The following is a 14,748-nucleotide window of genomic DNA, read 5'->3' as shown; positions in this document are numbered from 1 at the left end:
GATCGTCTCAACGCATGTCGCGGAAATAGGGTTCGCCGAGAGCAGCCGGCGCGGCCATTACCCGGCGCATGCGCTGCCAGGCAAGCACCGGCACGATGATCAGGGCGATCGTGCCGAGATAGGGCAGCATCGACAGGATCGGCGCCGCTATCGGCCAGTTGCGTGCTTGGCCGACGAAGCCGAGCGAGGTGATGAGACCGAACAGCAGAGCGGCCAGCACGGCGTTGAGGGGCCGGTAGCCTGCGAAGATGACGAGAGAGACGGCAATCCAGCCGCGGCCGGCCACGACGCCTTCCGACCAGGAGGGAACGAAGGCAAGCGTGAGGTAAGCGCCGGCGCCGGCCGCCAGCGCCGAACCCGCGGCGACATACCAGAAGCGGATGCTTTGCACCGAAATGCCGGCGGCGTCGGCTGCCGCGGGGTTTTCGCCCACCGCGCGCATGTTCAGCCCGTGGCGCGTGCGGAACATGATGTAATGCAGCACAACCGGCAGGACGATGTAGATCAGGTAGACAAGGATGTTCTGCGTGAAGATCGCGCGACCGAGCAGCGGGATGTCGCTAAGATAGGGAATAGCGATCGGCGCGAAAGTCGCCGGCGCCGGCATGCCGGAATAGGCGCGACCGATCGTTGCGGCCATGCCCGTGCCCATCAGCGTCAGCGCCAGGCCGCACAACACCTGGTTCGCCTTGACGACGACGGTTCCAACAGCGAAGACGCAGCCGACGAGGAAACCGACGGCAAGCGCAAGGACGAAGCCGAGCATAGGGTGCGGCGTGGCGACGACGACCGCGATGCCAGTGATTGCACCGAGCGCCATAAGCCCTTCGACGCCGAGATTGACGACGCCGGCGCGCTCGGAGAGCGTCTCGCCCAGCGCCGCCAGCGCCAGCACGCCGCCGGCGAGAATGGAGGTCTGGATCAGTCCGGCGATCATGTCCATGGGTGTTTCCTCAGCTCGCGGCCGGTTCGGTCCGCGTGATGCGGTAGTGAGCGAGTTCGTTGCCGATCGCCGTGAAGAACAGGATCAGTCCGGTGATGGCGAGCACGGCTGAAACGGTGATGCCTTGCGTCTGCAGGATGATGCCCGAATTCAGGATGACGCCCATCAAAGCCGCGCCCGCGAGCACGCCAAGTGAGGAACCGCGCGCCAGCACCGCGACCATGATGCCGAGATAGCCGAAATTGTTGGAGATGCCGCCCTGCAGGCGATGCACCGTGCCAGCTACTTCCAGCATACCGGCGATGCCGGAGATCGCTCCCGACATCAGCAGGACGACGATCAGGCGGCGTCGGAACGGCATGCCCGCATAAAGCGCCGCGCTTGGATTCGACCCGGCGACCCGCACCTCGTAACCCCAGCGCGTGTAGTTGAGCAGTCCTGCGATGACAAAGATGAGCAGGATCGCCAGCGGGAAACCGTAGTGCACGATACCCCAGAATTCGGGCACGTCATGCGGCAGACGCGCAGTGGTCGCGAGCGCGTGGCCGCTCGGGTCGAGCCATGGGCCGGTGGCGACATAATAGACCATCAGCGTCGCCACGAAATTCAGAAGCAGGGTGGTGATAAGTTCGCTGACATCGGCGTAGGCGCGCGCCAGCGTCGGCACCAGTATCCAGAGCAGCCCGCCGAGCGCGCCAGCGATGAACATAACAGGCAGGATCAGCCAGGTCGGGCCGGGAATGAACAGCGCGACCGCCGTGGCGCTGAAGGCGCCGGCATAGAATTGGCCCTCCGCGCCGATGTTCCAGGCGCCGATTCTCAGCGCCACCCAGACCGACAGGCCGGTGAGGATCAGGGGAGTGACCAGAAGCCCGACATCTTCCAGCCCGAAGCTCGAGCCAAAAGTCGAGCTGAGCACCTCCCAGGCGAGTTCGATGGGAGCATTGCCGCGATCAGCCAGAACCAGGCCGGCGACCACCAGCGCCAGCACGATCGCCAGGGCACGTGCCGCAAAGGCAACGGAGGGCTGCGCGGATGGAACGCGCTGGAGCTTGATCGCCAAGGTCAGTGCTTCCCGGCAGCGGCCTGGGCGCCAGCGCTGGACCGCATCTGCCCGCCCATCATCAGGCCGATTTCCTCGATGTCGGTGGAGGCAGTCTCCACCGCGCCCATAATCCTGCCATGGAACATCACGGCGATGCGATCCGACAGGTTGAACAGCTCTTCCAGCTCCTCGGAAATGAAGAGCACACCGACGCCGGCATCGCGCAATTCGACGAGGTAGTTCATCATCGTGTTGATCGCTCCGACATCGAGGCCGCGGCTCGGATAGGCGGCGATCAGAACCTTGCTTGCGATGCGCATCTCGCGGCGTGCGACGAGGCGCTGCTGATTACCGCCGGAAAGGTTGCGCATGGGCATGCCGAAATCGGGCACCGCAACGGATGCCGCTTCGGCGATCGTGCGCGCGAGAGCAGCCGCAAGGCGCGGTCGGAACGCGAAGCCCTTTGAAACAGGCGCCGACGCATATTCGCGGATTATGGCGTTGTCGGTGATCGAAAGCGCCGGCGCCAGGCCGCTGTGCAGCCGGTCTTCAGGAATGTGGCCGACGCCGAACTTCGCGTAATCGACCGCGCCGGCGGTCGTGACGTCCTTTCCGCCGAGCAGTATCTGGCCGGAGTGGATCGGCCGTAAGCCGGTGACGACCTGGGTCAGCTCCTTCTGGCCGTTGCCGGCCACACCGGCGATGCCGAGAATCTCGCCGGCATGGATGTCGAGCGAAACCTCGTCGAGAAGGATGCCGCCCACGTCATCACGCGCGACGACGGATTTGAGGCTGAGCACCGGCTCGGCGGAGATGCCGGCCGCGCCCGGCTGCCTGGCACGCAGATTGCTGAGCACGATCTCACGGCCAACCATCAGGCGCGCCAGCATCTTCTCGCTGCAGTCCGCGGTCTTTTCGGTGGCCACCTTGCGGCCGCCGCGCAGCACGGTGATGCGGTCGGATATCTCCAGGACCTCGTCGAGCTTGTGGCTGATGAAGACCACCGCATTGCCCCGGGACACGAACTGCTTGAGCGCCTTGAAGAGCTCGCGCGCCTCCGCCGGAGTAAGCACTGCAGTCGGCTCGTCGAGGATCAGAACGCGGGCGTTGCGCGCGAGCACGCGTAGGATTTCCACGCGCTGCTGCTCCCCGGTCGAAAGATCGGCGACGCGCGCGGATGGCCGCACCGCGAGGTTCAGCTTCTCGGCCAGTGCGGCAGTCCGCGCCTCGAGCACGGACGAGCCAATACGCTTGGGTGTTTCGGACCAGCCGAGATGAATATTCTCGGCGACCGTGAAGGCGGTCACCAGCTTGAAATGCTGGTGGACCATGCCAATACCGGCGGAGATCGCATCGACTGGAGACGCGAAACGTTTGGCATAGCCGTCGACGACGATCTCACCGGCATCCGGCTGATAGATGCCGGTGAGGATGTTCATCAAGGTCGACTTGCCGGCGCCATTCTCGCCGAGCAAGGCGTGGATCTCCCCCGGCATCACGTCCAGGTCGACATCCTGGTTGGCAACGACGCCGGGGAAATATTTGCTGATGCCCTTGAGCAGCACGAGCGGCGGCGCGCCGGAGCCCGGCTCGTAACGCCCAGGGGAGGTGGACGACACCTCCATGCCGCCGTAACGGTGCTCGCTCGAAGCATGATGAACTGGAACAAAATCATTCATCCTGCTTAGCTCTTTGCCTTCTGCCGCATAGTCTATCCGAAAACTCTGCAATCTTTCGGGATCACGCTTGGAGGCCGCTGACGCCTTCGATCGACCAATCCCAGTTGTAGAGTTCCTCTTCGGTCATGCGATGGCCGGCAGCCACCTTGACGTCGCCCTTGGTGTCCTTGATCTCGCCCTCGAACGGGCTCCAGCCGCCGAGAATCTTGTCGCGCACGGCATCGGCCTGCTTTGCGACCTCCGGGGGCACCGTCTCACCCCAGGCATCGCGGTCGATACCGCCGCCCATCGGCAGGATGGTTTGCGAGGGCGTCCACTTGCCTTCGAGGCGCAAGCGCACCTGGTCGACATAGAATTTCTTGAAGTCGATGGCGATCGAGGAGACGTAGGCCTTCGCCCCGTAGCGGCGGATGTCGGTATTCCACATGACAGCCTTCGCGCCGCGCTGCTCGGCCACCTGCAGATAGCCGGCTTCGTCCATGATGCCGAACAGAAGGTCGGCGCCGTTGTCGATTAGCGCGGTGCCGGCCTGGGTGGCAGCCTGCGGATCGAACCACGAGTTGATGACGATGGTCTGCATCGTAGCGTTGGGATTGACCGAACGGGCGCCCATCAGGAAGGCGTTGGTGCCGGAAAAGACCGACGGAACCGGGAAGGAGGCGACGTAGCCGAGCTTGCCGCTCTTGCTCATCAGGCCCGCGGCGACACCGGTGACGTAGGTCGGGTACCAGTGGGCGAGGTAATAGGTCGAGAGATTTTCGAGCGGGTTGCGGCCATCGCATTCATAGAAGGCGACGTCCGGCGAACGCTTGGCCACGTCGTAGAGGAAGTCGCCATAGTTGGAGGTGGCAAACACCATATTGGCACCTTCCGAGACGAACTGGCGGAAGGTGCGGGTCGCGTCGGCCGAATAGGGGATACTTTCGACGAACAGCGTCTTCAGCTTCGGGAACGCTTCCTGCACGGCCTTCATGCCCTGGTCGTGGCTCCAGGTCCAGCCTTCATCGGTCACCGGACCGGTGTGGCCGAAGGCGATGACCGCGTTTTCCTCGGCTACGGCGGCGAGCGGCGTTTGTGCATGCGCAGGCGTGATAAGGCCGGATTTCGGCAGGAGCAGCGAGGCGCCGGCTGCGGCGCCCATGTTCAGGAAGCCTCGGCGGGAGAGATTGCGCAGGTCGATCATGCTTCGGTCCTTTGTTCCGTGTTGTGTTCAGTTCGGGAGAGACAGTTCGGTTTCCATGAAGCGGTCGATTTCTGCCGACCAGTCAGCCAGCCATGCCTGCTTGATGTCGTCGTCGAGCCATGCGGCGGACAGGCCAGCCAGCGCGATCTGCTTCAGTGCCGGCGGCCCGAGCGCAAAATTTTCGACGATCAGCGCGTATTCGCGGTCGAGCGTCGTGCCGAACATGGGCGGATCGTCGGAGTGGATCGTCACGGTAAGCCCGGCCTCGATCATGCGGCGGATCGCATGGTCGGGCGCGGAGAGGTCGCGCCAGACAGTGGTGGCCAGCGTCGTGCTCGGACAGCAGGTGAAGACGATGCCCATCTCCCTGCACTGCTCCATCAGTGTCGGGTCGTCGACCACGTGGTAGCCGTGGTCGACCCGTCTCAGGCCGAGGATGTCGATGGTATCGCGCACGTAGCCCGCCGGGCCGTCCTCGCCCGCATGGTTGGTGACATTGAGCCCGGCCGCCCGCGCCCGCTCGACTATGCGCGCGAACATCGGCGGTGGGTTCGGGCGTTCGTCGTAATCGAAGCCGATGCCGATCACCTCAGCCGGGCGCTCGGCCAGAACCATGTCCAGGAAGCGCTCGCCACCTGCCGCGCCGAGCGGCTTCGCATGCGCCGGTATCAGCTTCGCTACGAGGCCATAGCGCTCCTTCGCACGGTGAAAGCCGTCGAGGATGCCTTCGAGCATTGTCGAATAGGCCACGCCATGAGCCAGATGCGCATGCGGGCTGAAGAACAGTTCGACGTAGCGCGCACCCGCCTTCGCGCAGCGCTCCAGTGCCTCGAAGGTGATGCGAGAGAAATCGTCCGCAGTCCTGATCGAGGCGCAAACCAGATCGTAAATCTTCAGGAAATCCAGCAGGTTGCCGTAGTTGTAGAGCTCCGATGTCGGTCTGCCGTCCGGCAGCGACACCGCGTTCAGCGCCGCCAGCTCGGCGAATGTCTCTGTGGAGACGGCACCCTCGAGGTGCAAGTGCAACTCGACCTTGGGTATAAGCTGAATAAAACTTGACAACGACATCGACGCTCACCCGCCCGGACCGGCAATCCCAAGCCGTACCTGGTTTTCTTGGGCGACGGACGGCTGCCAAGTTGTTCGATAATCGCGGCTTTTTCCAACTGTCCGATCACCTGATACGCAACAGATGTCAGGGAAACGGGGCTTGCACAAGCCAAAAAATGATGCCTAACTAGACACAATCGAAAACTGCTTAAAAAATGTGCAGGCCGGGAGAAATATAGGCATGAAGCACCTACTGGAAGCGCAGAACCTTGCGCCTCCGTCTCAAACAACGCGCCTGCGCTTCGTCGGCCAACTGGTGTCGTCGAGCTTTAGCGAGTTCGCCGACAGGCGTGCCGCTCGGCTCAATCTCGATCTGCTGGTGCACGAAGCCGCGGACGATTTTTTTGTCGTCCAGGTTTCGGGCCAGCCCGATCTCATCGATGCCTTCGAGATGGCATGTAGCCTGGGACCAATCGACTGTCTGGTGATGGACTGCGAACGGGCCGAAATTCGGGGATATTCCAGAGAGGAAGACGCAGAATGACGATACAGGCTGGATGGCACCCAGTGGCGCTGTCGGGGTCGATCGAACCGGGCAGTTCGGCCGGGACCCGCCTTTGTGGAAACGAACTGGTGGTGTGGCGCGACAACAGCGGCGAAGCGCATGTGTGGGAGGATCGCTGCCCGCATCGCGGTATGAAGCTGAGCTTCGGTTTTGTCCGCGGCGATCATATCGCCTGTCTTTATCACGGCTGGCAGTACGATGCGGCCGGCCAGTGCCGATTCATTCCGGCCCACCCCGATCTCAGGGTGCCGGCGTCCATTACCGTGTCTGCCTATAGCTCGGCCGAGGCGGCTGGCATGATCTGGACGGCGCTGGACCCGGCAGCAGCATTGCCCGAACTGCCTGCCTTGCCAGAGGAGGTGGTGCCGGTCCGCAGCCTGTATCTCGACAGTCCCGCCGGGATGGTGATCGATGTCGTGAAGGCCATGCCGCCTACGCCCTTCTCCGGCGGATCCGGGGTGGCTGATCTGAAGGCGCTGAGCGGGATGCTGTTCAGCCTGACGGTCGGCGAAGACACGCTGCTTCTTGGCCTGCAGGAACTAACCGGCAAACGATCGGCCCTGCACGTCGTGATTGACGGACCGGCAGCCAAGTATGCCGGCAAGGGGCAGGAGCATTTCTTCGCTTGGACGAGCGAGCTGCGTCATCATCTCGAGACCGGGCGTACCGGCGCGACCTCGACGACGCGGGCCGCATGATGGCGAGGATCACGCTCTACAACTACGAGCTGGACGAAAACTGCTACAAGGTGCGGCTGGCGCTTTCCATGCTCGGCCTGGAATGGCAGACCGTTGCAGTCGATGCATTTCCGGGGGCGGAGCAGAAGACGCCGCCATTCCTGGCCATGAACCCGACGGGCAGCCTGCCCATTCTCCGCGACGACGAGGTAACGATGTTCGGCGCCGAGTCCATCATCGCCCATCTGGCGCGCAGCCACGATTCAACGGGTGCATGGCTGCCGGCGGATGGTGCGGATTTCGCCAAGGTGATGCAGTGGCTTTTCTTTGCGGCCGGCGGTCTCGGCGTTGCCGGCGCCGCGCGCCGCCATGCCATGTTCGGTGCCGCCGGCGACGAGGCTGCGCTGCGTGCCGGTGCCGCGCACGCGCTCCGCGCCATGGACGACCATATGACCGCGCGGGGTTTCGAGAAGAAAGAATGGTTCGCTGCGGGCCGCCCGACTATCGCCGACATCGCACTTTTTCCGGCTTTTGCGCTGAGCCGCGATTTCGGCGTCGACCATGACGAGTATCCGGCGCTGCGCCGCTGGGCGCGTCGCTTCCGCGCGCTTCCCGGCTTCATGACCATGCCGGGCATCCCCGACTACCATTGACGCCCAACATTCAAGGAGAACGAGGCTGGCAGCAAAATGACCTTTCTCACGCGCTTTTCCGTCCAGCCGCTCTCGTCCATGACCCGGCGACTGGCTGGCGTCGCTTCCGGGCGAGCCGATCCCGATCTGGTCATTGCCGGCGCACGCGTGTTGTCGACCTATTCGGAGCGCGTGCTTCCAGGCCGCGAGATCTGGTTGTCGGGAGGGCGGATCGCCGCTGTGAAGCCGGCCGGCACCTATAAGGGCGGCAGCGCGAGGATATATGACGCCAGGGGCGGCATCGTCGCGCCTGGCCTGGTCGATCCGCACATCCACATCGAATCCTCGATGGTGACGGCCTGCGCCTATGCCGAGGCGGCGCTGCTCAACGGCACCACGACCCTCTTCTGCGACAGCCACGAGATCGGCAACGTCATGGACGTTGCTGGCATCGAGGCGATGCTGGAGGACGCGCGCCTGGCGCCGTTGTCCATCTTCCTGACGGTTCCGAGCACCGTCCCGGCAACTTCGCCGTTGCTGGAAACGGCCGGTGGCGACCTGACAGCCGAGAAGATCGGCGCATTATTCGACAAATGGCCGGAAGCCGTGGCGCTCGGCGAGAAGATGGATTTCGTGCCAGTGGCTATGGGCGATGAACGCAGCCATGCCATCCTCGCTGCGGCGCTGAAACGCGGCCGCCCGGTGTCGGGCCACGTCTATGGACGCGAATTCGTGTCGGCCTATGCGGCGTCCGGCGTCACCGATACCCATGAGGCGATCGACCGCGAGATCGCCGACGACATGCTCGAAGCCGGCATCTGGCTGTTCCTACGCGGCGGTCCGCCGACGACGCCGTGGCACAGCCTGCCCGCAGCGATCAAGACGATCACGGAACTCGGAGCCTCGCACAAGCGCATCGCGGTCTGCACCGACGACCGCGATGCTGACGACCTGATGCTCTTCGGCCTGGACTGGGTGACGCGCGAGGCGATGAAGGCCGGCATGACGCCGGAGCAGGCCTGGTCGATGGGCTCGCTGCATGGCGCGACGCGCTTTGGCATGGAAGGCGAAATCGGAGGCCTCGGTGGTGGCCGCCGTGCCGACCTGGTGCTGCTCGACGACGGCTTCGATCCCGTCAGCACGTGGTATGGCGGCGAACTCGTCGTCGATGATGGCAAGATCACGCCGCTGCTCGACCAGGCCCTCTCGACTCGCTACCGCTATCCGGACGCGGCCTACTACACAGTGAAGCTGCCGAAGCAGATCAAGCTGACGCCGGACCTGCCAACCGGCAAGGTGGTGGCGCATACCATCCGCACCGAACTGCCGGGGATCACGCTCGGCCACCAGAAGATCACGCTCGATCCGGCCAACGACTGGCAGAACCATTTCGACCGCCACGGCCTGTGCTTCGTCACTGTGGTCGAGCGCCATGGCAAGTCGGACGGCAACGTCGCCTACGGGCTGCTCAGCAATTTCACGCTGAAACGCGGCGCCGTCGCATCGTCCGTCGGCCACGACAGCCACAACATCATCATCGCAGGCGTCAACGAGGCCGACATGCAGGTGGCGCTGCGGGCGATCGAGGAAACGCAAGGCGGCGTCTGTGTCGTCGTCGACGGTAAAGTGACTGCCATCGTTGAACTGCCGATCGCCGGCCTTTTGTCCGACAAGCGCGTCACCGAGGTCGCGGAGGAGGTGAAGATCCTCAAACGGGAATGGGAGGCGGCCGGCTGCTGCATTCCCTATATGGGCTTCAACCTCATCCCGCTCTCGGTCATCCCCGAAATCCGCATCACCGACAAAGGTCTCGTGCTGGTGCCGGAAATGGAGATCGTCCCCGCCTTCGAGGCCGCCTGAGTGGATCCCTTCCGACTTGGGCTGGTCTCACCGCGCATCCATTATTTCCAAATGGTCGCGCGGCTGGGCTCGGTTCGCCAGACCGCGCAGGCGCTCAACGTGGCGCCATCCTCCATCAGCCGCGTCATCAAGGGCCTGGAGGACGAACTGGGCACGCCGCTCTTCGAGCGTGTGCGCCAGCGACTGAAACTGACCAGCGCAGGCGAGCTTCTCCTCTACCACGCGCGTCAGAGCATCACCGAGTTGGCGCGCGCCTCGTCCGAGATCAACGATCTCAGTGGCCTCAACCGCGGCTCGTTGTCCGTGGCGATCGTGGAGAGCGCGGCGCGCGGGCTGGTGCCGAACGCGCTGAAGGAATTCTGGAAGCGCCACCCGCAGATATCGGTCGATGTGCATGTCGCCGGGTCGCAGCGCGCCTGCGATGCGGTTGCCGACGGCGAATGCGATCTGGCGCTTGCTTTCGACGTGCGCGTGCCGCGCAACGTGCGCAAGATCGCGAGCACGCCTCTGCCGCTGGGCGTCGTCGCTCATCCGGACAGCCGCCTTGCCGGCCGCAAGGAAGTGAAGCTGTTCGATCTTGCCGGCGAACAGGTCATCGTCTCGGACAACAGCCTTGCTTTGGGCATTTCGATCGACGATGCGATCGGGCGCTCCATGATCGACCTCACGCGACGGTCACGGACCAACTCGATCGGACTGATGACCGAAATGGTGCGCCTCAACCTCGGCGTGGTGCTTCGCACCAAGCTCGGCATCGAACCGGAAGTGGCTGACGGATCGCTCGTTTTCGTGCCGTTGCGCGATTCGCGCATGAACCCGCACCGGCTGATGCTGCTCGCCCGACTGGAACGCGAAATGTCGGATGCGGCCTCCGCATTCGCGGCGCTGCTGGCCCGCATGGTCAAGGCGCTGCATGATTAGTTGTTGCATTTTGCGCATCGATAAAGAGAGAAATTTGTCTCTATCTCGAACAACTGAGCTTTGCGAGACTTCCCGGCCGAAGGGGATGTCATGAAGCAGAGTGCGGTCGACGCGGTCATTCGAGGGCTGAAACGGGCAGGGGTGAGCATCGTCTGCTATCTGCCCGATTCGCTGTTCAAGGAACTCTACCCGGCCCTTGATGCCGATCCGGATATCCGCACGATCCACGTCACCAACGAGGGCGAGGGCGCAGCGATCTGCGGTGGGGTCTTCCTGTCGGGCAAGCGCGCGGCGCTGGTCATGGAAAACTCCGGCTTGCGCGCCTCGGTCGAGCCGCTGGCCCGCATGGGCCTCGGAGCCGGTATCCCGGTCGTGATGCTGATGAGCTACCGCGGCGAGCTTGGCGAGAACAACTGGTGGGCAATCCCGCATGGCATCACCATGGAGCCGGTGCTGAACGCGCTGCGCGTGCCGTACCGGATCGTCACCGAGGAGGCGAGGATCGAGCGCGCCATCGTCGACGCCTATTCCTGGTCCTATGCGTCCTACTACCATTCGGCCGTGGCGCTTGGCGGCGAGGTGGTGCGATGAAACGCTTTGACTGCATGAAGGCGCTTGCCGCGCGGCTGAAGGATGAGCTGGTGATCCTTTCGCTCGGCGGCAGCGTCGATGAGTGGTACAACGCCGCGCCGCATATGCGCGAGGCGAGCCTGTTCCAGCAGCAACTCGGCTGCGTCACGCCGCAGGCCTTCGGGCTCGCCGCCGGGTTGCCGCACCGCCGCGTCGTTTCGCTCGATACGGATGGCGGCCTGCTCTTCAATCTGGGCATCCTGGCCACGCTCGGAAACGAACAACCGAAGAACCTCTTCATCGTGGTCTGGGACAATGAGTGCTACCAGTCGATCGGCGGCCCGCCGACGCATACGGCGCTGGGCCGCGTCGACCTTGCCGCGATCGCGCGCGGCGCCGGCGTCGAGAACGCCCATACAGTGCGCACGGTGGACGAGTTCGACGCGCATTGCGCATGGGGGCTCGCGATGGAGGCACCCTATATAGTGGTCGCCAAGGTCTCGGGAACGGTCCAGCCGGACATCAAGCGCAAACACAGCGACGGCCGCGAGGACAAGTATATCTTCGTCCGCCACGTCGAGGCGAGCGAAGGCATCGTCATCATGGGCCCGAGCGAGCACAACTGACGAGATCATGGGCATCCTCGGACCTGTCGTCCCCCGACGCGCGCTGAAACCCAGCTACGACTACGTGGTGGTTGGCTCGGGTTCCGGTGGCTGTGCGGTGACGCGGCGGCTGGTCGATGCCGGCGCCGACGTGCTCCTGATCGAAGCCGGCCCGACGGGTCTTGGGATCGAAGAGATCGAGGACCCCGGCAAATGGGTGCCGCTTGGCCGCGGCACCTATGACTGGGGCTATGACTATGCTCCGACACCGCGCGTGAACGGCCGTACCATCGGCATCCCGCGTGGTCGCCTGCTGGGCGGCTCAAGCGCTATCAACGCGATGATGTGGTATCGCGGCCATCCGCATGATTACGATGCCTGGGAGGCTGGCGGCGCCAAGGGCTGGAGCTTCGCCGACGTGCTGCCCTATTTCCGGCGTTGCGAGGACTGGCGCGACGGTGCAAGCGAGTTTCGCGGAGCGGGCGGTCCGCTCCGTATCGAGCGGCCGGCGGCACTGTGCCCGGTCGCGCAGGCGCTGATCGATGGCGCGGCCGAGATCGGCATCCCCGTAATCGACGATCCCAACGGCTCCAGCAACGAGGGGACGGCGGCCGCGAATTTCAACATCTTCGACGGCAAGCGCTGGAGTTCGGCGACGGGCTATCTCGTGCCGATCCTGGATCACCCGATGCTGACGGTGCTGACCAGATCCGCGGCCATCGGCCTGACGGTCGAAGGCAGCCGATGCGTCGCGGTCAAGCACCTCGTCGGCGGCGAAATCGGCGAAACACGCGCGCAAGAGAGCATCGTGCTCGCGGCCGGGGCCATCGACACGCCACGCCTGCTGATGCTGTCGGGCATCGGCGATCCGGTCGAACTGAAGCGCCTTGGCATTGCGGTCGTTTGCGCCCTGCCGGGTGTCGGCCGGAACCTTCAGGACCATCCGCTGGCGCAGGCGTGCGTCTTCCGCGCGAAACGGCCGATCGGACCCGTGGTGGGCAATGGCGGTGGCTCGATGGTCAACTGGAAGTCGCGTCCGGACCTGCCGCAGCCCGACCTGCACGCCTTTCCGGTCCAGGGCAACAGCGCCGAACCTGCGATCCGCGCGCGCTACGATGTATCCGGCGATGTCTTTTCCTTCGGTGCGGGTCTGATGCGCTCGAAGAGCGTCGGGCAGCTGAAGCTGCTCGACGGCAAGCCCGGCGGGCCGCTCGAAATCCAGCCGAACTTTCTGGCGGAACCGGAAGACCTCGACGCCATGGTCACCGCAGTCGAGATGGTGATGGAGATGGCGGCTGCAAAAGCGAACGCCGGTCTCTTCGCCAGCTTTGCCGCACCCGACCGCCGACTGACCCGCACCGAGACCATCGACTTCATCCGCGATGCGTGCTCGACTTTCTTCCACGTCTGCGGAACCGCCAAGATGGGCGAGGACGCGATGGCCGTCGTAGACAGCCGTCTCGCCGTGCACGGGCTGGACGGCCTGCATGTCGCCGATGCCTCGGTGATCCCGACGATCCCGACCTGCAACACCCACGCGCCCGCCACGATGATCGGCGAGCGCGCCGCCGATTTCCTGCTCGCGGCGGCAGCTTGAGGATGTCATGACCGACGGAACGCACACGGAGTACCCGCGATGACGCGAAGCCTCATCCTTGCTGCCGACACGCTGCTCACCATGGATGAAGATAACCACGTGTTGCCTGCCGGCGCCGTGCTGGTCGAAGATGGTCGTATCGCCGCGGTCAGCGCACTCGCAGCATTGCGCGCTGCGTATCCGGCCGTGGCCGTGAAGAAGCTCGACAATGCGGTGCTTTTGCCCGGGCTGGTCAATGCGCATGCGCATTCCGGTTTTCTGCGCGGCACGGCGGAGCACCTGCCGGTCTGGGACTGGCTGACGCTCCATATCAATCCGATGCATCGCGTGCTGCAGCCGCACGAGGCCGAGGCGGCATCGTGGCTCTGCTACGCGGAATCCGTGCTCGGCGGCACGACCACCGTCGTCGACATGTGGCGGTTCATGAAAGGCAGCGCCCGGGCGGCCGAGACGATCGGCAACCGCTTGGTCGCCGTGCCTTACGTCGGCGAGCATCCCGACTACAACTACTTCGACACGCTCGACATGAACGAGGCGATGATCGAGGGCTGGCATCGCAAGGCGGGCGGCCGCATCAATGTGTGGGTCGGGCTGGAGCATCTGTTTTATGCCGACGAAGCCGGCCAGCGTCGGGCGATAGAACTCGCAAGGAAACACGACACCGGCTTCCACACCCATTGCAGCGAGGCCGAGATCGAGATCGCGGAATTTAAGCGGCGCTACGGCAAACGCCCGATGTTCGCGCTGGACGACCTTGGCTTCTTCGAAACGCCGCGCGCCATGATCGCCCACGCCGTCTGGCTCGATCGAGAAGAGATCGAGCTTATTTCCAAGCGCCGCGTTTCGGTGGCCCACAATCCTGTTTCCAACATGAAGCTGGCAAGCGGCATCGCGCTGGTGGCCGAGATGCTGAAGGCCGGCGTGCCTGTCGGGATCGGCACCGACGGCGAGAAGGAGAACAACAATTTCGACATGTTCGAAGAGATGAAGGTGACTTCGCTGCTGGGCAAGCTGAAGGACCTCGACGCCGCCGCCATGGATAGCTGGCAGGTGCTGCGGATGGCCACCATCCTCGGCGCCAGGGCGATCGGGCTCGACCACGAGATCGGCTCGATCGAAGTCGGCAAGCGCGCCGACATCATCGCGGTCCGCACCGATACGCCGCGCATGACGCCGGTCTTCCGCGACGGACCTTATTTCAACTTCCATCACAATCTTGTCCACGCCGTGCGCGGCAGCGACGTGTCTTTGACTATGGTCGATGGCGAAATCCTGGCCGAGGACGGCGCGTTGCGCACCGGCGACCTGCGCGAGATCATCGCCGAAATCCATCGCGTCGCGCCTGGCCTGTTCGCCCGGCGCGCCGCTTTCCTTGCCGAGAATTCCGGCGGCAGCCTGCAATGGACCCAATAGGGCGGGCC

14 protein-coding genes are annotated in these 14,748 nt (G+C 64.2%); 9 read left to right on the top strand and 5 right to left on the bottom strand.

Annotated elements, in window-relative coordinates:
* Window positions 1–7 precede the first annotated feature (7 nt).
* The 5 genes from NKH23_RS19140 to add form a co-directional block, all read right to left on the bottom strand.
* Window positions 8–943 carry an ABC transporter permease gene (locus NKH23_RS19140; protein ID WP_352716548.1) on the bottom strand — a complete coding sequence of 312 codons (936 nt, stop codon included), beginning with the start codon at window positions 941–943 and terminating at the stop codon, window positions 8–10.
* Window positions 944–953: 10 nt separating this feature from the next.
* Window positions 954–2,006, bottom strand: a complete 1,053-nt coding sequence (locus NKH23_RS19135; RefSeq protein WP_502908383.1) for an ABC transporter permease — start codon at window positions 2,004–2,006, stop codon at window positions 954–956.
* Window positions 2,007–2,008: 2 nt separating this feature from the next.
* Window positions 2,009–3,613 (bottom strand): ABC transporter ATP-binding protein, encoded by a 1,605-nt coding sequence (locus tag NKH23_RS19130; protein ID WP_352912463.1) that lies wholly within the window; start codon window positions 3,611–3,613, stop codon window positions 2,009–2,011.
* A gap of 115 nt (window positions 3,614–3,728) precedes the next feature.
* Complete coding sequence (locus tag NKH23_RS19125; RefSeq protein ID WP_352912425.1) at window positions 3,729–4,850, bottom strand: BMP family ABC transporter substrate-binding protein; 1,122 nt, start codon at window positions 4,848–4,850, stop codon at window positions 3,729–3,731.
* Window positions 4,851–4,877: 27 nt separating this feature from the next.
* Complete coding sequence (gene add, locus NKH23_RS19120; protein ID WP_352912423.1) at window positions 4,878–5,918, bottom strand: adenosine deaminase; 1,041 nt, start codon at window positions 5,916–5,918, stop codon at window positions 4,878–4,880.
* A 223-nt stretch (window positions 5,919–6,141) separates the two neighbouring features.
* Between add and NKH23_RS19115 the strand changes: the two genes are divergently transcribed.
* The 9 genes from NKH23_RS19115 (at window position 6,142) to NKH23_RS19075 (ending at window position 14,740) form a co-directional block, all read left to right on the top strand.
* The gene (locus NKH23_RS19115) at window positions 6,142–6,444 is read left to right on the top strand and encodes a hypothetical protein (protein WP_353035155.1); all 303 of its coding nucleotides are present in this window, start codon (window positions 6,142–6,144) and stop codon (window positions 6,442–6,444) included.
* The gene (locus tag NKH23_RS19110) at window positions 6,441–7,163 is read left to right on the top strand and encodes a Rieske 2Fe-2S domain-containing protein (RefSeq protein WP_352716555.1); all 723 of its coding nucleotides are present in this window, start codon (window positions 6,441–6,443) and stop codon (window positions 7,161–7,163) included. Before NKH23_RS19115 ends, NKH23_RS19110 begins: the two co-directional genes overlap by 4 nt.
* Window positions 7,160–7,795, top strand: a complete 636-nt coding sequence (locus tag NKH23_RS19105) for a glutathione S-transferase family protein (protein ID WP_352716557.1) — start codon at window positions 7,160–7,162, stop codon at window positions 7,793–7,795. Before NKH23_RS19110 ends, NKH23_RS19105 begins: the two co-directional genes overlap by 4 nt.
* A 36-nt stretch (window positions 7,796–7,831) precedes the next feature.
* Window positions 7,832–9,634 (top strand): adenine deaminase, encoded by a 1,803-nt coding sequence (locus NKH23_RS19100; protein ID WP_353035153.1) that lies wholly within the window; start codon window positions 7,832–7,834, stop codon window positions 9,632–9,634.
* Window positions 9,635–10,555, top strand: coding sequence for a LysR family transcriptional regulator (locus NKH23_RS19095; protein ID WP_352716561.1), 921 nt, complete (start codon window positions 9,635–9,637; stop codon window positions 10,553–10,555).
* A gap of 90 nt (window positions 10,556–10,645) precedes the next feature.
* A complete protein-coding gene (locus NKH23_RS19090; protein ID WP_352716563.1) occupies window positions 10,646–11,146 on the top strand; it encodes a thiamine pyrophosphate-binding protein in 501 nt (166 codons plus the stop codon).
* A complete protein-coding gene (locus NKH23_RS19085) occupies window positions 11,143–11,751 on the top strand; it encodes a thiamine pyrophosphate-dependent enzyme (protein ID WP_352716564.1) in 609 nt (202 codons plus the stop codon). The genes NKH23_RS19090 and NKH23_RS19085 overlap by 4 nt, the downstream gene beginning before the upstream one ends.
* A gap of 7 nt (window positions 11,752–11,758) precedes the next feature.
* Window positions 11,759–13,327 carry a GMC family oxidoreductase gene (locus tag NKH23_RS19080; RefSeq protein ID WP_352716566.1) on the top strand — a complete coding sequence of 523 codons (1,569 nt, stop codon included), beginning with the start codon at window positions 11,759–11,761 and terminating at the stop codon, window positions 13,325–13,327.
* A gap of 39 nt (window positions 13,328–13,366) precedes the next feature.
* Window positions 13,367–14,740 (top strand): amidohydrolase family protein, encoded by a 1,374-nt coding sequence (locus NKH23_RS19075; protein ID WP_353035151.1) that lies wholly within the window; start codon window positions 13,367–13,369, stop codon window positions 14,738–14,740.
* Window positions 14,741–14,748 lie beyond the last annotated feature (8 nt).

Origin of the sequence: Mesorhizobium sp. M1328 (genome assembly GCF_040318075.1) — a bacterium.
Classification (GTDB): domain Bacteria; phylum Pseudomonadota; class Alphaproteobacteria; order Rhizobiales; family Rhizobiaceae; genus Mesorhizobium.
This window is presented reverse-complemented; position numbering and strand designations above follow the sequence as displayed.